This window comes from Paludisphaera rhizosphaerae (assembly GCF_011065895.1).
GTDB lineage: Bacteria > Planctomycetota > Planctomycetia > Isosphaerales > Isosphaeraceae > Paludisphaera > Paludisphaera rhizosphaerae.
This window is the reverse complement of the sequence record NZ_JAALCR010000022.1, coordinates 44,777-64,027: the sequence shown is the minus strand read 5'-3', so window position 1 is coordinate 64,027 and position 19,251 is coordinate 44,777. Positions and strand designations below refer to the sequence as shown.

The 19,251-nt window shown below is 64.0% G+C and carries 12 protein-coding genes; 4 read left to right on the top strand and 8 right to left on the bottom strand.

Annotated features, from left to right (window positions below; translation table 11 throughout):
- Positions 1-185: 185 nt before the first annotated feature.
- The gene (locus tag G5C50_RS24115; protein ID WP_165073529.1) at positions 186-1,928 is read left to right on the top strand and encodes a methyltransferase; all 1,743 of its coding nucleotides are present in this window, start codon (positions 186-188) and stop codon (positions 1,926-1,928) included.
- 41 nt (positions 1,929-1,969) lie between these two features.
- On the opposite strand, the gene G5C50_RS24110 is transcribed toward G5C50_RS24115, so the two are convergent.
- Together G5C50_RS24110 and G5C50_RS24105 are read right to left on the bottom strand one after the other, a co-directional pair.
- Positions 1,970-2,653, bottom strand: a complete 684-nt coding sequence (locus G5C50_RS24110; protein ID WP_165073528.1) for a hypothetical protein — start codon at positions 2,651-2,653, stop codon at positions 1,970-1,972.
- 87 nt (positions 2,654-2,740) lie between these two features.
- Positions 2,741-7,303 carry a glycosyltransferase gene (locus tag G5C50_RS24105; protein WP_165073527.1) on the bottom strand — a complete coding sequence of 1,521 codons (4,563 nt, stop codon included), beginning with the start codon at positions 7,301-7,303 and terminating at the stop codon, positions 2,741-2,743.
- Positions 7,304-7,880: 577 nt separating this feature from the next.
- Here G5C50_RS24105 and G5C50_RS24100 point away from each other — a divergent pair.
- Positions 7,881-9,113: a glycosyltransferase family protein gene (locus G5C50_RS24100; protein ID WP_165073526.1), complete on the top strand. Its 1,233-nt coding sequence runs from the start codon at positions 7,881-7,883 to the stop codon at positions 9,111-9,113.
- 60 nt (positions 9,114-9,173) lie between these two features.
- A complete protein-coding gene (wecB, locus tag G5C50_RS24095; protein WP_165073525.1) occupies positions 9,174-10,316 on the top strand; it encodes a non-hydrolyzing UDP-N-acetylglucosamine 2-epimerase in 1,143 nt (380 codons plus the stop codon).
- A gap of 3 nt (positions 10,317-10,319) precedes the next feature.
- On the opposite strand, the gene G5C50_RS24090 is transcribed toward wecB, so the two are convergent.
- The 3 genes from G5C50_RS24090 to G5C50_RS24080 all read right to left on the bottom strand — a co-directional run bounded on the left by G5C50_RS24090 (position 10,320) and on the right by G5C50_RS24080 (position 15,439).
- Positions 10,320-11,843, bottom strand: a complete 1,524-nt coding sequence (locus G5C50_RS24090; RefSeq protein WP_165073524.1) for a hypothetical protein — start codon at positions 11,841-11,843, stop codon at positions 10,320-10,322.
- Positions 11,844-11,980: 137 nt separating this feature from the next.
- Positions 11,981-13,567 carry a methionine--tRNA ligase gene (metG, locus tag G5C50_RS24085; protein WP_165073523.1) on the bottom strand — a complete coding sequence of 529 codons (1,587 nt, stop codon included), beginning with the start codon at positions 13,565-13,567 and terminating at the stop codon, positions 11,981-11,983.
- Between the two features lie 1,020 nt (positions 13,568-14,587).
- Positions 14,588-15,439 carry a DUF5131 family protein gene (locus tag G5C50_RS24080; protein ID WP_165073522.1) on the bottom strand — a complete coding sequence of 284 codons (852 nt, stop codon included), beginning with the start codon at positions 15,437-15,439 and terminating at the stop codon, positions 14,588-14,590.
- Positions 15,440-15,652: 213 nt separating this feature from the next.
- Between G5C50_RS24080 and G5C50_RS24075 the strand changes: the two genes are divergently transcribed.
- Positions 15,653-16,921, top strand: coding sequence for a three-Cys-motif partner protein TcmP (locus G5C50_RS24075; protein ID WP_165073521.1), 1,269 nt, complete (start codon positions 15,653-15,655; stop codon positions 16,919-16,921).
- Positions 16,922-17,327: 406 nt separating this feature from the next.
- Here G5C50_RS24075 and G5C50_RS24070 read toward each other — a convergent pair whose 3' ends face one another.
- The 3 genes from G5C50_RS24070 to G5C50_RS24060 all read right to left on the bottom strand — a co-directional run bounded on the left by G5C50_RS24070 (position 17,328) and on the right by G5C50_RS24060 (position 19,115).
- Positions 17,328-18,110, bottom strand: coding sequence for an SDR family NAD(P)-dependent oxidoreductase (locus G5C50_RS24070; RefSeq protein WP_165073520.1), 783 nt, complete (start codon positions 18,108-18,110; stop codon positions 17,328-17,330).
- Positions 18,111-18,347: 237 nt separating this feature from the next.
- Positions 18,348-18,812 carry a type II toxin-antitoxin system VapC family toxin gene (locus tag G5C50_RS24065; protein WP_240907341.1) on the bottom strand — a complete coding sequence of 155 codons (465 nt, stop codon included), beginning with the start codon at positions 18,810-18,812 and terminating at the stop codon, positions 18,348-18,350.
- Positions 18,813-19,115, bottom strand: a complete 303-nt coding sequence (locus G5C50_RS24060; protein ID WP_165073518.1) for a hypothetical protein — start codon at positions 19,113-19,115, stop codon at positions 18,813-18,815.
- Positions 19,116-19,251 lie beyond the last annotated feature (136 nt).

Sequence of the window (19,251 nt, the reverse complement as noted above, 5' to 3'; positions counted from 1 at the left end):
CAGCAGTCCCGCACGGGGGTCAAGTCAGGTCGGCGAGGCTTCGCCAGGGCCGATTCCCGTCTTGCCGGATACCGACCCAAGACTATAATCCCGCGCCATTCCGCCCTCCCACTTCGCGGCACATCGGGACAGGGCGGCGCTCATCCGCCCCATCCGGTCCCGAGCAAGAAAGGCAGAGAGCCCATATGGCGACCCCCGATGCGACCGCCCCGCCCCGCCGGAACATCCTGAGCATGTTCTTCCCCAAGACGACTCCCGTCGGCCTTGCCGGCGAAGGCTCAGGGGCCTCCGCGAAAGTCCAGGCCCTGGAGATGGAGATCTCCTGGCTGAACATGCAGATCGCCCAGTTCCAGAAGGAACAGGCGATGTTCGAATCGGCGGAGCCGTTCTTCCTGGGGAGCGAGCACGTCGCGAACTTCGTCCCGCCGATCCCCGGTTCGGTCGGGCGTGCGTCGGTGGGCAGCCCGACGATGGCGGGTTATCTCCTCAGCAGCGACGCCTGGCAGATCCTGCTGAGCCGCTGGCTCCGGCCCAACTCCGTGATGCTGGACATCGGCTGCGGAACGGGCAAGATGGCCCGCTGCTTCGCCCACCACCCCCACCTCAAGAAGTACGTCGGGTTCGACGTCATCCCAGAGAGCATCGAGTTCTGCAAGCAGATGCTCTCGCCGCGGATCGGGCCGAAGTTTGAATTCCACCACTTCGACCTCCTCTCCTGCTACAACCCCGAGGGGAAGATCAAGCCGAGCGAGGTGGTCTTCCCGGTCTCGACCGGTTCGGTCGACCTGGCGTTCGGGATCTCGCTGTTCACCCACCTCTTCGAGCATGACGCGCGGCATTACCTCCGCGAGGTGCGGCGAGCCCTCAGCCCCGCCGGCATGTTCCTTCCGTCGATCCACATCAACCCCGCGCCGGGCACCCGTTACTCGGGCGACGAGGTCCGCATCGACATCGATCCGGACTACTTCGTTGAGATGTGCGACGACGCTGGGATGGAATGCCTGGTCCGCCTCGGCAACGCGCTGGGCCAGTACACGATGCTCTTCCGCCCCAAGCAGGGCGAGGCGGTCTCGACCGTCGTGAACGTGGGCGGCGTGAAGAGCGAGGCCCAGCTCGCCGAAGCGGCCAAGCCGAAGCCTCCCGGCGTCCCGGTGCCTCCCAACGGCGGCGCCCTCTCTGAGGAGACCCTCCGCTTCAACAAGCAGTGGGCCGACAAGGAGCAGGTGACGGACGCCGTTCATCCCAAGGACTACATCTTCTGGTTCGTGGCCACCCACCCAGAGATGTCCCTTGAGGACGCCACCAAGTACTACTTCGAGGACGGCGCCCGCTCGGCTTCGAAGCTCGACGGCCACTTCACGCGGCACTTCGGCGCCGACAAGCAGGTCAAGCTGCTGGAGTTCGCCTCCGGCTACGGCTGCGTCTCGCGGCACCTCAAGAAGAACCCGCGGATCGACCTGACGAGCTGCGACATCCACCCCGAGGCGATCGAGTTCCTCACGAACAAGATCGGCGTCAAGGCGCTGCAGTCAGCCCACACGCCCGAGGACTTCACGACGCCCGAGAAGTACGACGCGATCTTCGCGCTCTCATTCTTCTCGCACATGCCGAAGACGACCTTCGGCCGATGGATCAAGGCCCTCTACGGCGCTTTGAATCCCGGCGGATGCCTGCTCTTCACCACCCACGGCGTGAAGAGCTGCCAGGGCCTCCAGATCACCGTCGACGACGCCGACGAGGAGGGCTTCTGGTTCCAGGCTCGCAGCGAACAGCACGACCTGGACGTGGCGGAGTACGGCCTGACCCTCAGCCTGCCGAGCTACGTGATCCCCACGGTCTACAAGAACGTCGGCGCTCCGATCGTCGACTACCGCCAGGCCGAGTGGTGGTATCACCAGGACCTCTGGGTCGTCAAGAAAGAAGCTTGATTCCAATCACTTCTTGACAAGCTCAAACGAACCCCGGCCGATCATCGGCTGGGGTTTTTTGTTGCGCCCGCCGCCCTCTTCGCCCGCGCCCAGCGTTGCAGGATCTCTTCGCGAGTGAATCGCTTCACAGTCCCGTCGGAGAGCGCTACGGCATAGCCGCCCGGTTCGGCGACGTCCGAGAACTTTGCGATATCCGCCGGACTGACGTCCCGAGGCTCAGTCCATCGAATCTTCGAATCAGGCGCCTCGATCAAGACGATCCGAGCCTCGCCATCAGGCGTCCCCGCGCCAACGAAATCCAGCGAGGAAAGACCACCGTCGACGAGGGCGACGAAGTTGGTGTACCGAAACGGCACCGCCTGCGAGTTCTCGCAAGCGAAATCGCTGACCGCCGAGGTCGCCGCGCCAAGGTTCGACTCGCTCCTCCAGGGGAGGCGGAAGTCGTAATGGACGAGAAACTCCGGGTGGCCCTCAGCCCAAACGAGTGCTCGCCAGCTATGGGCCGGGGTTCCCTCAACGTCCAACGCAACCAGCGGCGGAGGTCGACCATGCGACCTAACGTACACGAGCAACTGGCAATACAGTGAAAGGGCACGGGAGCGGCAGGCGGGATCCCGAACGGCGTTCCGGTCGTGGTCAAGCTCGTTCCGGATCAAGGCGGCGACCATCGCCGCCAGACCGACGGCGATCGCCAGATACCACAACCGGAATCGAATTCGAGGCATCGACGGTTCCCCAACGCTCGCTCTCCCGGTCTTTCAAACTACGAGAGCGAGCGTTCGAGAGCCAGCGGCGACTTCGTGGCCCCCCTGTCAGGCGGTTCCTCGCGAGGCCCCTCGCGCCTGCTCGGGCGGTGCGATCGTCGGTCGACCATCGCGGCGGAAGACCACGAAATCGCGAGCGTGCGCGTAAGCCTCGGAGCAGACGGCGGCCGCACGCTCGATTCGGAAGTTTGCGTCGGACACGGCCCCGGCCAGGTCGCAATGGGCATCGTACAGGTCGGCGTCTCCGAGATACCGGAGGATGGCCGCGGCCATACGGTGGGCGTCGAGGCTCGCACGACCGTCCAATTTCGCGGCGATCCCAGCGGTAAGCCCGTCCAACGTGGCAAGCTCGTGGATCACCCCTCCTTCGGGAGCGATGATCGGCAAGCGGCACGAGAACGCCAGCGCGGCCAGCCCCAGGGCCTCAGGACCAGGGTTCGCCTGGGGCGCGAGAGCCGCATCGCACTGGCTCATCAGCCCCCGAGGATCGCCATGCGGCACCGCGACGGCCGTCGCACGATCCGCCTCCTCGATCGGAGGCCCCGTCATGACGAGTCGCACGCGGCGCCCGCCGAGCTCGGCCGCACCGAGTCGATTGACGATGCGTACAGCGGCCATGGCTTCCGCGGGGTCGTCGGCGATCAGATAGACGAGAAACTCGCCGTCGCGGCGGATGATCTTCGGCGAAGCTGGGAACGCCGAGGTCTCCATTCCAAATGCTGGATGGAGGCGGATCCAACGTTTGGAGGCCAGCTCGGGCCGAGTCTCAGACACCGACAGGGCCGACGGATCTTCGTAGAAGACGCCCGAGATCCGGTCGGCGACCGGCCAATCGTTCATCCAGCCGTCTCGACCGGGATTCATATGAACGAACCAGGGGACGTTCAAACCAGCGGCCACCTGCGCGACGAGCCGATCGGCCGAATCGCTGCGCGAGTGGATCACCTCGATCTGGTGAATGCGGATGAGTTCCTGAAGGATCGTCTCGCGGAGGCGGCTGGCCGACGCGACAGGATCTTCGGGGGCGGCTGACCAGGGAGTAACGCCCAGAGTTCCCTCAAGGAGGGCTACCCCGTCGTCCAGCAGCGATGCGAGTGCGGCGTTCGCAGGCGACGGCCAGGCGCAGCAGACGAAGACCTGATGATCGACGGCCAGGGCATTCGCCAGATCGGCGGTCGTGGCGGCGGCCGTCCCCGTCTCGCGGCCGTCGGCCACCAGCAGGACTCTCTGGCCCTCGGGCGAGCCGAGCTTCCCACGCATCCGGGCGACGATCTTCGCCAGCGGACCAGCAGCCCGAACGTTGGCGGAGAGCGGCGGACGCTTGAGACCGAAGTTCTCGGTCAGGAAGTCGTATTCGAATAGGGTCTGTCCGAGGCTGCGAGTCATCGCATTCAACGAGACGTCGAACGTCTCGAAAATGCGGAACTTGGCGTAGAGCGTCTCTTCCGCGTGGGTGTCCGCCTTGAGCGACTCGAACGAGACCGTCTGGTCGTGTCTTCGATAGCGGTTGAGTGATTCCGGGACGAACGCGATCTTACCGCCTCGGAGAATCAGGCCGTAGAACAACCAGTCGCCCGCGAACCGCATCCCCGAGAGTTCCTCGGCGAAATCGATCTGAGCGGGCTTGCGGAAGAGGACGGCGCTGGCGTTGGGAATCGTGTTCTTCTGACTCAGCCCGACTTCAGCCTCCTCAGCGCCGCTCGCCTTGTAGCGGGAGCGCCAGCGGCCGGGGTTGAGGTCGTCGGTATGGCCCAGGAAATCAGACGCCCAACGCTCTCCCCGAGGGCCGATCAGCGCGGACTGAGAATAGGCCAGCACGACCTCGGGGTCGTGGAACTCTGGAATCAGCTTCTCGAGAAACCGGGGATGCGCGGAGTCGTCGGATTCGGCGAACCAGATTAGATCGCCGGTCGCCAGTTCCATTCCCTTGAGCCACTGGCGGAAGGTGCTGCCGCTGTTCTTCTCATTCACGACGATCCGCATCGGGACAGGCGCCAAGGGCGCGAGCCGACGAGCCACCTCGACGCTGTCGTCGGGTGAGGCGTCGTCCAGGAAGATGATCTCGTGAGGCCGTACGGTCTGATCGAAGACGCTGCGGAGTCGCTCCTCCAGGAACGGGGCGTGGCGGTAGTTCGGGACGATCACCGACACCTTGAGTTCGGGTCTCGGACGATAGCCGAAGTGGGACTGAAGAATCCCCAGGAACTCGCCCATGAACCGAGGCCAGGTGAACTGCCCACGGATGAGGTCGCGTCCCTGACGCCCCATCTCCAGAAGGCCGTTCGGATCGGAAAGGAGCTTGCGGACCGCCTGAGCCATGGCGATCACGTCAACGTACGGGACGACCACGCCGCCGCCGCCGAGCACCTCGGGCGCGCCGCCGGAATTCTCGAACGCAACGACCGGGAGCGCCGCCTCCATCGCTTCGAGGTTGGCGAAGGGACAGGGGTCTTCGCGCGAGGTCAGCAGGAAGAGGTCGGCCGCGCAGAGGTACGGCGTGAGGTCCTCGCGGACGCCGGCGAAGACGACCCGATCCGCCACCCCGACGATTTCGGCGTCGTGCTGGATCCAGCGGGCGAAGTTCTTGTCGACCACCTTCCCGAACCACACGAACCAGGTATTCTCTCCCGGCTCAGCCTCCGCGAGATACTTCACGCCGACCTGCACGAAGACATCCGCGCCCTTGCGGAGGTCGATCGTTCCGCAGCCGAGGACGATCCGGGCGTCGTCGGGGAGTCCGAGTTCAGCGCGCACGGCTCGGCGCGCTTCCTCGCGTGAGACGTCCGGCGTCCGGGCGTCGAGACCGTAACGGACCGTCTGGACCCGCTCACGATCGATCCCGAATCCCGAGACGAGCGAGTCCCGAACCACGTCGGCCGGGACGATCGTTCGTCGACTGGCCGCCTTGATTCGGGCGATGGCCTCGTCGCCTCCGAGGATGTCGATGAACGTCGGCAGCTCGTGAATCCAGGAGAAAACCGGAACGCCGGCGGCGGCCAGGGCTTCGTGAAAATGGCTCACGGCCATCGTATTGCAAACGGCGATCCCGTCCGGCGCGTACTCTCGAAACCGTGACGCCACCGCCCACGGGGTGTCGCTCCAGGGGCAGAGGCCCGCATGGACCAGGTCACCTACGTGGAGCGTCGGGGCGACCTTCGCAAACTCGTCCTCCAACTCGCCGCCGGTCTTGAGAACCATCCAGCACTCGAAGTCGGGGAGTTTCGAGAGTTCCTCACACAGCCTCAGCAAGCAGAGCGGAGCCCCCGTGCGGCAGGCCGAGTGTGACACCAAGAGGATCTTGAAAGAGGCCCGCGCTCGTGCTGTCCCGTCGCGCGACTCCTCGCCGGTCCATCGCCAGGGGAGGCTCTCGAAGGGCGTGGTCGCAAGCGGCTGCGCGTCCTCGGAGATCGGGGCGGTCTCGACCGGTGGCGCAGGCGGAGGCGTCAGTCCCAGCGACTTCCGGGCCTTGCTCTGGAAACGCCGAGACACCCGACCAAGGGCCGGGCGTAGTCCATCGGTCGCCGCCGTTCGAACGAAACGGAGCGTAAGTCTCAGACAACGGCCATGCAAGCGAGTTTCGGGGAAGTATCGTCGGCGAGCCTGCCGAAGCCGATCGACGGTCGCCAGGACCGGGCTCGCCTGGAGTTCATTCAGTCGCCTTTGGGTTTCCGTCAGAAGCGTCCGATAGGCCTCGTGCCGGTCCTTGTGAAAGTCCAGGTCGCGACGCAGTTCGGGCTCCATGCGCGCCAGGGCGTCTCGTTCCAGGGCGACGGTCTGGCGGCGGTCGTCGACAGCGGCCAACTCGTCCCGAAGCATGTAAAGCTGCTCACGGAGCGCCACGACCGCTGCGGCGTCGCCGCCGGTCATCGCCTCGGTTTCGGAATCACGGATCGCCAGGATCGAGTCGGCCTCGTCCCTCGGGGCGGCTGCGGCCCCCAGACGGGCGTAGATCGACCGAATGATGTTGCGACGGGCCGGAATCGCATCGGCGTCAAAGAGAGCCTGAAGCCGTCGGGGGATCATCGAGCCCACAGCGATCAAGCCCAACCCCTCGCCGTGGGTGAACTCGAACGAAGGATGCCGCGCCGCAAGCTTCCGAAACGCATCCGCGCCTCCGGAGCGACCCGAGACGCACGTCCGGGGCAGAATCAGGACAGCGCGATCGGAGAGCTTCGGCCGCCAGGCGTCGAAGGCCGACAGGAAGGCTTCGGCGTCCTCGGAGGTCGCCAGATGAAGCACGTCGATCGTAGCGTCGTCGAAGGCGTCGACGCACTCGTCCGTCTGAAGCTGAAGGCGTCGCGAAACGGCGGAGTAGTTGCGGTCATGCGCCCCGCGTATCCGCTTGAGCGAAGCCTGAGCGAACGACTGGCCTTCGTCGTCGGGGACGATGTCCACGACTGCGCAACGAGCATCGAGCCCCAATCGCCGCACGGCGTCGCAGAGGGCAAAGTAGACGCCAGGTTCTCGAAGCCCCAACTGAACGAGCCAACGCGGCCGTGCAGCATCGACCAGCCAGGAGGCGACCGGCGTAAAGGGCGTGCGACCGAACGGCTCAGAGGACCGCTCCGACGTCCAAAACGAGGCTTCCGATAAGTAGAGCGCGACGTCCATGTCCTTCACTCCTCGGTCCCGCCTCGCACGCAACGCTTTGGTGAGCGTCGCCGCGCGCGAAACCACGTCTTCCGGAGGCATCCCGCCTCCGAGTCGTTTCGCCCTAAATGACAGGCCCACCGGCCCTTGTCAATGCAAAGGTCGGTCCCCACGGCAGCAACGGCTTTAATCTCCGACGTCGCCAGGCAGGAGACGACGGCGATTAGCGAATCTTCATGATTCAGCAAGCCGTTACGTCGAAATCGCTTTCGAGGTCTGTCAGGATTGGGCATTCGCCTTCCTTGACGTCTCTATTAGTTTCGGCCTCTTGGAGGAGCCCCTGAAACCTTAAACCGATTTCATCAAACCGCCTCCGAAGGATTCCCAGCAATTTCATCGCCCGGCGGGACGCATCGGGTCGATCGCGGCGGCGATTGACAGATGCGTCGTATCGGTTTAGATTCACGCGGCCGCGAGACTCCGCGAATCCGTCTCCTCGATCGGCCGGCGACGAGAGGTCCCAGGAAGGGCCCCGTCATCCGTCTCCCTTCCGGTGATCGTCGGCGAGAGACTTCCATACCGGCGCAAAGGATTGCCCATGCACGTCTTCACGAGCATCACGGCCAACTACATCCCCAAGGCCGCTGCGCTGGCTCACTCCGTCAAGCGCGTCCACCCCGAGGCGACCTTCCACCTCGTCATCTCCGATGACATGCCGGAGTGCCCGCCGGCCGTCGTCGAAGCCTTCGACTCGATCATCAACGTCCGCGACCTGCCGATCCCCGAGCTTCCCCGGTTCCTGTTCCGGCATCGGATCGTCGAGTTGTGCACGGCCGTGAAAGGGACGGCCTTCCAGCACATCGCCGACGTCCACGGGGCGGAGCGAATCTACTACTTCGACCCGGACATCATCGTCACGAACCGGCTCGACGATCTTGAGCGCGCCCTCGACGAGTCGAGCATCCTGCTCACGCCGCACTCGATCGCGCCCGAGACCGATCCCCAGGCCATGATCGACAACGAGCGTTGCTGCCTTCGCAACGGCGTTTACAACCTGGGATTCCTGGCCGTGAAGATGGACGAGAACGGTCGGAAGTTCATCGACTGGTGGGCCGATCGGCTGCTTCGCTGGTGCTACGACGAGACGGCCGCCGGCCTCTTCACCGACCAGCGCTGGGTCGATCTGGGTCCTGCCCTCTTCGACGGCGTGAAGATCCTCCGCGACCCCCAGTACAACGTCTCCACCTGGAATCTGACCCACCGCCGCGCGACCGGCCAGGCCCCGTATGACATCGCGATCAACGGCCGGCCGCTGGTTTTCTATCACTTCTCCGGCTTCGACAGCGGCGCCCAGCGCATGATGCTCGACCGCTACGGTTCGCACAGCCCCGTGCTGTACGAGTTCCGCGAGTGGTACCTCGAAGAATGCCGCCGATTCGGTCAGGAGACGATCGGCAAGATCCCCTGCATCTACACGCGATACAAGAGCGGCGCGAAGATCCCGGACGTCCACCGGACCATCTACCGCGAACGCGAAGATCTCATGCGGTACTTCGCCGACCCGTTCGACGACGCCAAGCCGGAGACCTCGTTCCCGCACTGGTACGAGGTCCACGGAAAGGGCGAGACAGGCCAGGCCACGACTCAGCCGGCGGCTGAAATCGTCGAGCCGACGCCGGCCTCTGTCATCGAAGCTCCCGTCGAGATCACCGCCCCGGCGGAAGCCTCGCCGAACCTGCGAAAACTCATCCGTAGCCATGCTCCGGAACCGGCGGTGAAAGCCTATCACTCCGTCCGCGCAGCGTTGCGACGCCTCTCGAAGGTCGAGTGAACCCGAAAGCCCTTCAGCCCCGCCCTTACATCAACGAGTCGGCATCAAGGAGGATCAGACATGCTATCGGACGAGCCGCGAAGGAAGGTCGTCGTGGTGGCGGGGACGCGGCCGGAGGTGATCAAGACGGCGCCGGTCGTCCGGGCGCTCCGGGACCAGCCGTGGGCTCAGTGCCGTCTGGTCTTTACGGCTCAGCATCGCGACCTGGCCTCGTCGATCTTCGAGTTCTTCGGCATCCAGCCGGACGTCGACCTCGATGTCATGCGGCCCGGACAGTCGCTGGCCGACCTGAGCAATCGCCTGGTCGTGGCGCTGCACGAGACGCTCCGTCTCGAAGAGCCCGACTGCGTCATCGCTCAGGGCGATACGACGACCGTGCTGGCCGCCGCCATGGCGAGCTACATGCTCGACGTCCCGTTCGCCCACCTTGAGGCCGGCCTGCGGACCTATCGGCTCGACGCCCCCTTCCCGGAGGAAGCCAACCGCGTCGCGGCGAGCCATCTGGCCTCTCTCCACTTCGCTCCGACCCCGGAAGCACGGGCCAATCTTCTCCGCGAAGGGATCGCACAAGAGGCCGTGCACATGACGGGCAACACGGGGATCGACGCCTTGCTGCTGGCCGCGGAACGCCAGACGCCGATCGGCGAGGACGCTCCGAGCGGGCCGTTCGTGCTGGTCACGGTCCACCGTCGCGAGAACTTCGGAGAGCCCCTCCTGCGGATCTGCGAGGGCATTCGAAGACTCCACGACGATTGCCAGGACGTGGAGTTCCTCTGGCCGCTGCATCCCAACCCTGCCGTCGAGCCGGTCGTCCGCGCGTCGCTCGGTGGCTTGGAGCGGATCCGATTCGTCCGCCCTCTTGACTACGGTCCGTTCGTGACCGCCATGAAGAGGGCCTCGCTGATCCTCAGCGACAGCGGGGGCGTGCAAGAGGAAGCCCCTTCGCTCGGCACGCCGGTCCTGGTCCTCCGGGACGTCAGCGAACGGCCCGAGGCGATCCGCTGTGGTGCGGCCTGGCTCGTCGGCGACGATCCTGAGGCCATCCATTGCGAAGGCGCCCGGCTGTTGCGGGAGCGCCGTGAGATCCGCCGCTCGGGCCTCGCCGCTTCCCCTTTCGGGGACGGACGTGCGTCCGACCGGATCGTCTCGGTCCTTCACCGTCGCCTGGTCGTCGAGAGCCGCCCGACAGCCGACGTCGCCTGATGCTCAGAGGGGGCGGTCCACGCGGGCGGAGCGAGGCTCGCCGTTCGGTCCGATGTGGCGGAGCTTGAGCCAGATCTGCTTGATCTGCTGCCGTCCCTTCACCGCCGCGCCGATGATCGAGTTCGACTCGAACTTCTCGAGCCGTCGCCGTAGCGCGAGGTTCTCCAGCCAGCGCTTCTCCTCGCGCTCCAGAGACCGGGCGAGTTGGCGTTCCCGACGTGCGGCGGCCTCTTCCATGGAGTCGAGCCTGAGCTGAACCGCCTCGGCCCGCGACCTCTCAGCGCCGGTGCGTTTGCGTTCGGCCTCCACGTCGGCCTTCGACCCTTGTTGAGCCTGTTCGACCTGGGCGAGCAGACGAATCTCCCGATCGTGGGCTTCGGCGAGCCGCTGATGGGCCTCGGCGACCGCTTGCTCCGACTGGACGAGCCGGGCGCGAGTCGTGACGAGGCTCTCCGACACCCGGTACAGGTGCTTCTCCGACTCCTTGAGGCTGGTCATGGAGATGCTGAAGGCCTTCTCAGCCTCGGCCAGTGCGGCCTTCGTCACGATCAGCTCGCGGCGGACCTCGATGGCCTTCGCACTGTCCTCATGCGACCTGGTTCCGGCGGCCTCCGCCGACTTCGGGGCCTCCTTGCAGGCGACGATCGCCTTGCCAAGCTCCCGGCGAGCCGCCGATAGCTGGGAGTGCATGGTGGCCTCGTACTTCCGGGAATCGGCAGCCAGTCGCTCGGCGTTCGGGCCCGGCTCGTACTCAGTCCAGGCATCGTCGCCCAGCTCGTTCAGGATCGTCTGAGAACGATGGGCCACGACCGCCGACTTGTGATGGACGCACGTCGGGTCGTAGACCCGCCGCACCTTCTCGTCGTCCCAGTCCAATCCGCAGGCCTGGGCGAGACGCTTCATGTCGTCCCAGAAGTGGCCCGTCCCGAATCGCACGACGTGCGACGCCGTTCCCAGCTCGTCATGGGCGGCTTGCATATGCTGCAGATGGACGCCCACAGCGTCGAGGGCCGCCCAGTAGGGGATGTCGCCCCGGCTGCGCGTGCACAGGCTCATCGCGATCTCGTGGGGGGAACGAAGCAGCGAGGCCGCGACGATCTCCACGTCCTCGATCCGAGCGAAGACTTGCCGCCAGAACGGCCAGACCAACACGGCCCGAGGATCCTTGAACCCCGCGATCGGCCCGCTCGCGATGAGCTGCCGGGTGATCTCCTCACCCTCGTCCAGCCACTCCTGGGGGAGTTCGAGATCCGTGGGCCACGCTCCGTTGGTCTCCACGAAACGGGCGAGGATGGCGGGATCGTCGGGGACGTCGTCGGCGAAGCCGAAGGCCCATTCCTGGACCCTTCGGCAGAGGGAGTGAAAGGGGATGGACTCAAAGTGGCCATAGGGGTTGCTCGGAGCCGCGTCGACCAGGGGGAACGGCCCCAGCGCCATCCCCAGCTTCTCCAGGATATTGGTCGTCAGACTCGACCCGCTGCGATGCATACACAGGGCGACGACGAGCTTGCGATTCGGTCCATCCATGGCGTCTACCTCGACCCATCCTTGAGTGCTGTGCAAAGGCTTGCCGACGCATCGAGCCGCAATCTAATCATCATGACCGGCGGAGTCCATCGCCGATCATGACGATTCTTTCAACCATACCGATTTCGCGAATTCTCTTACTTGGAATCGATCTTCGGAAACAGAGGAGCGGGCTTCCCTTCAACGATCGGGGCCGTCACCTGGAGGCGGTCGCCCGCGAACGGCTTCGGAGCCGTCGCGTACGACACCTCGTCCCAGGGCTGATGGTCGCCGAAGTTGAAGGCCGTGTAGAACGTCTCCGCGACTCTCGGCAGGAACGGCTTGATGAGGACGGCCGTCACCCGCATCGAGTCCGCGAGGTTCGCCAGGATCACACGAGTCGCCTCGGGATCGGTCTTGAACAGCTTGAAGGGGGCCGTTTCCTGGAGGTACTTGTTGGCCGCGTCGATCACTTCGAGCCAGATCCGCTGGAGGGCCGTGTTGTAGTCGAACGCGCCGACCTTCTCGCGGAGGTCCGCCACGAGCGCCGACAGGTCGAGCCCGCGCCGCCAGGCGGTCAGGTCGAGCCCCTCGACCGACCCCAGGTCCCCCTCGAAGTACTTCAGGCACATCGTGATGATGCGGCTGTAGTTGTTGCCGAGCGTGTTGGCCAGGCCGCTGTTATAGGCGTCGGCGAAGCGCTCGAACGAGAACTCGCCGTCGCCGCCGAACGGGCACTGGCTCATGAAGTAGTAGCGGAAGGCCTCGGCCGAGAACTTCTCGATCAACTCCATCGGCTCGACGACGTTGCCCAGGCTCTTGCTCAGCTTCTCGGCCTCGCCGGTCATCTCGTTCTTGCGATAGACGAAACCGTGGCCGAAGACCTTCTTCGGCAGCGGCAGCCCGGCCGACATCAGCATCGCCGGCCAGAGGGCGCAGTGGAACCGCGTGATGTCCTTGCCGATGACGTGCACGTCCGCCGGCCAGGTCCGCGCGAACCGCTCCTCATCCGTGCCGTAACCGGCAGCCGTGACGTAGTTGAGCAGGGCGTCGAACCAGACGTAGATCGTCTGATTGGGGTCGAATGGGACGGGGATACCCCAGGTAAAGCCTTTGCGGGTGATCGAGATGTCCGTCAGCCCCCCTTCGACGAGGCTGATGATCTCGTTGCGACGGCTCTCCGGCTGGATGAAGTCGGGATTGGCGGCGTAGTGGGCCAGCAGGCGATCGCCGAACGCGGAGAGGCGGAAGTAGTAGTTATCTTCCTCGACCCAGGACAGGGGCGTGTTGGGATGGTTGGGGCAGCGCCCGCCTCCCTCGGCGACCTCTTTCTCGGTCTTGAACGACTCGCATCCCGTGCAGTAATGGCCGGCGTAGGTGCCTTTGTAGATGTCTCCCGCGTCGTAGACGGCCTGGATGAACTTCCGGCAGCCGACGTGGTGACGATCCTCGCTGGTCTGGATGAAGTCGTCGTTCGAGATTTCGAGCGCCCGCCAGACGTCCTGGAACTGGCGAGCCATATCGTCGACGTAAGCCTTGGGCTCGACGTTCAACTCGCGGGCGCGCTGGGTGACCTTGATGGTGTTCTCATCGTTGCCCATCAGGAAATGGACGGCGGCCCCTTCCATGCGACGAAACCGCGCCTGGACGTCGGCCCCGATCTTCTCGAAGGCGGTGCCGATGTGGGGGCGGCTGTTGGGGTAGTCGATGGCCGTCGTGATATAAAATCGCTGCTGCTCGTCCATTTCCCGGTCCTTGCCAGAACGCTCGATCGCGGGGCCTCTTGTAAAAAGGATAGATCCGGCCGTCAAGGCGAGGGTTCACCGCCTTCCGCCGAACGTCCAACCCGCCGAGTGTAACAGAAACCACCCGTACTCACGCCGTCGCTCAGACCCGACCTCAGCGCGTCGGCTCTGCCCCTCGCCAACGAGGCAACTCGGTCCCCGCCCGCCATCTCTTACCAGACGATCCCCTTCCCGCTGCTCCACCTCGGGCGGCTCCGTTTTGGCTTCGATCGTCCCCGCGACATCAACGCGAAACAAACGCAAGTTATTCGTGCATCGATTTTTACAACGATCAATCGTCCGGCGGTTTTGGCTTTGATCGTCCGTTTTCGCTAGTCGACATCCCCCACTGTCCCGGTCGAATCGCGATCCCCGGCCTAATCCAGCCGGGTCGAGACAAGCGGACTTCGCCTCGTCCCGCGATGGCTGACGCAATGGCTTCGAACGGCTTCGTTCGCGCGCCTCACCAAAGCCGCCGTGGCGATGCAAGCCGTTTCCCAGTTGATCTTTACAGAACCCCGGTGCTCCCGAAGTCGGCTTTGTTCGGCCATTTTCCGCCGCCTCTCTCTCGACCCGTCTTCATCCCGAGCGACCCGCACTCCGGCCGATTGCCGCGCGTGCCATCCTCATGCCTCTATTTAAGGATGGTCCCGGGCATCTAGATCTGGCGGCGAAAAGCAGCTCTCCTGACCCATCGCTTCGGCCCAATCAGCATGATTGGATTTCCAGTCCCGATTCGCCCGCTCGCGATAGGCGGCCGTGCCTGGATTCGAAGTCTCTAAAGTACCCGGCAGAGTCGAACTCGGGGATCTTCTGGCAGACGGCTATCCCGCCGACCCCGAAATCGCCCGGTTTCACCAGGTAGTCGCTCTGAGATGCATGGCCACTTCTGTCTTTCTTCTGTCCCTTCTGTCCATGCACCAGGGTGTTCCTGCTGAGGAGCCTCGTGGGGCTCAGGAAAAATGGGGAAAGCAAAGTCCTTCAGAACAGCAAGGTTTGAAGGGCAGGATCCAGCTTGTCGCTCGCCTTGGCGACGAACTCTCGCGACCACTCGCGTACGATCTCGATCGACCTCGCCCGGGAGGAGGGGCTTGGAGCCGGCTTCACCAGTCGTTCAGGCATCGCGTCGTGCGTTCGTCCATCAAGCTCCCTCCCCAATTTCGACTTTCGCTCGCCTCCCCATTGCTTGAAGAAAAACGGGACCCCCGCAGCCTCGCATTGATCGCGTAGGCTTCGGACCCAGCCCTCCTCCATCGGCCTAGCCCCACGGCCGCTTTCCCCCCCGACGATCACCCAGTCGATCTCTCGAAGGTCGATCTCCCCCAAGTCCTGCAGGAGCGGTTCGACGGAGAGGAAGCGGACCGCCGCATGCGTTTCTCGCAAAATGTCGATCCGAGGCAGACCGTACTTGCGATCCTCGACGCTCACCCCCCACCAGACGTGCGGAAAACGCCCTGCGAATGTCAGCGGACCGGCGAGCGCGTCCCGCATCTCCTCAGCTCGCTTCGTGAGCACTTGATATGTGTGCCAGTCGGCGACCTCCATGACCTTGCAAACTCGTTCCACGTAGGGGAGCGGCACCTTTCGCTGGAACAGGTCGCTCATCGAGTTCACGAAAACCGTCTTCGCCGACGGCCATGTCAGAGGCTCGACCAATTTGTGGGGGACGAGTTTCAGGTCGAAGCCATGCTCGTAGGGATGACTGGGGACCCCACGGAACCGCTCTGCGAACGTCTCGGCGTAGCAGTGCTTGCAGCCGGGGCTGATCTTGGTGCAGCCGCGGACGGGATTCCAGGTCGCGTCCGTCCACTCTATGTCTGAATGCACACTCATGAAATCTCCCCTTCCGACGATTCTAAACAGGCGTGCAGATCGCCTGCATGCAGCTCAAGGTCGGAGTTCCAGGGCCTTAGGGCCGCATCGCATCCCGCGACGTTCGATCGCAAATGTTCTCGCCTGGAGGGTGGGTATGGTAATTTGATGTGTGCTGGAACAAAGGGCGCTGACAGCCTAGTCGCTTCGTCTATTTTGGGCAAGAGGGGCAACATGGGTCGCAAGTCTCATTCCTGGAAGGACAAGAACAGCCCCCCTGTTATCCGACCCCATAGCCTGGAGAAGCACAGGCTCCTACAGACCTATCTTTTTCAGTACGTCTGGACGTTGACCCGGCGGAAGGCGCAGGACCGGCTGCGACTCACCCTCGTGGACGGCTTCGCCGGGGGCAACATTTACAGGCGGTGGGGCGGGGAAGATCTGCGGACCGGCTCTCCTTCCCTGATGCTCGACACGATCCGCGACGCCGAGGTGACTGTCAATGCGGAGAGGACGAAGCCCTTCCAAATAGTGGACGATTACTTCTTCATCGAACGGAAGAAGTCCGCGTGCGAGTCGTTGCGGCGGACGCTGGCGGACTCGCCGAACGCCCGGATCGCCCAGGACAGGATCCGCGTCATGCAGGGGGACTTCTCCGGTCACGCGGACGCCATCATAAAGTTCGTGAAGGAAAAGAGCCGGTCGGGCCGCGTCATCTTCAACCTCGATCAATGCGGGTACGACGAAGTCCCTTTCGAGCGTATCCGCGCGATCTTCCGGGAATTGCCCAACGCCGAGGTCATCCTGACCTTCGCGGCGGACTTCCTGATCGACTACCTCCGCGAGGGGAGGCCGAATCGCAGGCTGAAGTGCATGCCCAACCTCGACGTGGACGCGATGGCCTCCTCCGTCGATAAATCGGACCCCATGTGGCGCCGGTTGATCCAGCTGGAACTCCATCAGGAAGTCCTCAGGGCTTCGGGCGCGGCCTTCTTCACCCCCTTCTTCATCCGGTCCAAGGACGCCCACAGGGACTTGTGGCTCCTCCACCTCTCCGGCCATCCTCGGGCGAGGGACGTGATGACCTCTGTCCACTGGGAGCGACACAACTCGGTCGCCCACTTCGGCGGCGCGGGCCTTAAGATGCTCGGGTACGATCCGGAGTTGGACGTCCTCGCGACGGGGCAGCCCTATTTCCCGGAGTTCCATTTCGACGACAAGGCCGAGGCGAGGACGGAAGACTCCTTGCTGGAAGATCTCCCGCGTCGCATCTACGAGCTTCCGGCCGGGCTCGATTTCGGGAGCATCTTCGCCCGCATCACCAACGAGACTCCGGCGACCAGCGACATGATCCGCAAGTCGATCCGCATCTTGAACAAGGAAGGGCTCCTCCGTGTGAAGGATTCCTCGGGGCATACCGAGAGGAAGGCCGGAGTGCAACGGAACGACGACCTCGTGCTGATCCCCCCCCAGAAGCTGTTGTTCTATGGAATGGGGGGATGATCGTCGGCCAGACGGGGAAAGAAACCGAGATCCTGAACACGCGCACGAGATCCTGCGAGATCCTTGAGATCCTGAATCCTTGAGATCCTGGCCACGCATCAAAGACAGGCAATCCAGGGACATTGAGATCCTGGCCGAGGTCCTGGCCACGTGAGATCCTGGCCGAGATCCGCGAGATCCTCCGCGAGATCCTGGCCACGGAGATCCTCCCTCCGCGAGATCCAGAGATCCTGGCCACGCATCAAAGATCCAGAGATCCTGGCCACGCATCAAAGACAGGCAATCCAGGCAAACTAGCGATGCCCGAGGCCCTCCTAATCTGTCCATGCCTCCGCTCTTCCGCCACATCTCTGCCCCATGAGCATGCAGGCATGAATAGATCAGACGTCGGAGTCGACTTGCTCTCTCACCACAGCGTGTATCCGCCGTCGATCACCAAAGCCGCGCCGGTCATGTAGCGTGAGGCATCGCTGGCCAGGTAGACCGCGAGAGGCCCGAGATCCTCGGGTTTCCCCAGGTCGCCGGCCGGGATATTGGCGCGGAGGAGTTCGATCACTTCCGGATGGGACTCGGACCATCGACGGTTCGGCTCCGTCATGAAGCCTCCCGGCAGGATGGCGTTGACCGTGATCTTGTGAGGCGCCCAGTCGGCCGCCACGGCGCGGGTGAATTGGAGGATCGCCCCCTTCGCCGTTTCGTAGTGCCTCCCCGCGATGCCTCGCCCGGCGACCAGGGCGTTGATTGATGCGATATTGATGATTCGCCCGCCCTGGCCCCGCTCGATCATCGCCTCGCCAAGCCATCTCGTGCAGAGCATGCAACTGGTGAGATTCAGGTCGATGAGCTCGCGCCACTTGTCGAGGGGCATCGTCTCCGTGGGGATGTTCTCGCGTCGCCCGCCCACGTTGTTGATGAGGATGTCAATCGGCGCGTGTCGTTCCAGAGCCGACCGGCACGCCATTTCGCATTCTTCGGGCTTGCCGACGTCGGCGGCGATGGTCCAGGCTTCCCGGCCAAGGAGGCGAATGTCCTCAGCCGTCTTTTCCAGACTGGTTTGATCGCGGCCGACGAGGATGACGTCCGCACCTGCGTCCGCAATCGCAAGGGCCATCTCCCGCCCCAACCCGCGACTGCCGCCCGTGATGAAGAGGCGCTTTCCCGTCAATCGGAATCGATCGAAGATGCTCATGCAGGTGCGAAGCTCTCTTGCGCATCAGGCGTGACTTCGGCCAGACTTGCGTTCCACGCGGGACGTGCTGCACGCACGGCCCAGCTTTATGCGAGCAGAGAAAACTCGATGTCGCTCCGGTTTTCCACCGCCCCTGCGGACCAGTTCGTTCAGACGCTTCGACTCCCCATCCGCGTAGTCCTCTACATCGCTCTCGCGTCAGGCGCGTCGTTGGAGGCAAAATCGCACAAGTCGAACTTACGGATACGCAGTTGGATCCTCCACCGCCAGCCCCTTGGCCGAGGCAGCCGCGTTCAACTCACGGTCGGCCGAAACGAGGACGATGCCGCCAAGGCCGACCCCAACCCATCGGTTGTTCAATTCGATCGCCGTCGTCAACTGCACCGCGTCATACGCCCGCAGTGATTGTGTGTTCGCCAGCTTCATGGCTTCGGCAAGGATGGACGGTGTGACTTCCAGGATGGTGTAACGGCCTGCCAGGTGCTTACGGAAGCGTGAAAGCACCGACGAGGCTTGCCGGGAAGGAATCGAGCCGCCTTTGCGACGCCGGGCCACGGCTGCTGTCACTTCGACGGCGGTGATTCGGGACACATAGATCTGGTGGGCCGTGCCACGGCGCGTCACGCCTCGAATCCAGGCGGTTCCTGCCTCCTGGACATACCGTTTCACCAGAGCGCTCGAGTCGAGGAAATATCCCGCCATTCAGCGGCGCTCTCGAAGGATGGTCTCCGAGAGCGGCTCACCTTCGACGACGATGGGGTCGTCATCATCGTCAACGTCCGCAGCGGGATCGGGCAGACGCGAAATGAGTCCTTCGGCGAGAAGCCGCTGATTCAGCTCTTCGGGAGTGATGGAGGCCTTGGCTTCACGCTTCGTTCGTTTCACTTGACGGCGTCGATATGAGCGCCAAGCGGCGGCGACCGCCTCATCAACCGAGCGAAACCGCCCGTCGCGCACGGCGGCCTGGATCGATTCCTCAATTTCCGGCGGTAGGTTGATCGCCATACCCTTCGTCTCCCACATGCTTCCCATGCTGCCATGGAGGCCGCATTTTGCCAAAGCGGCAAGTGGGCCGGATCGTTGCAAACCTAATTCTGCCGAATTCAGTCCTCTCAGTACGACTCGGTGGCGCACGCAGAAG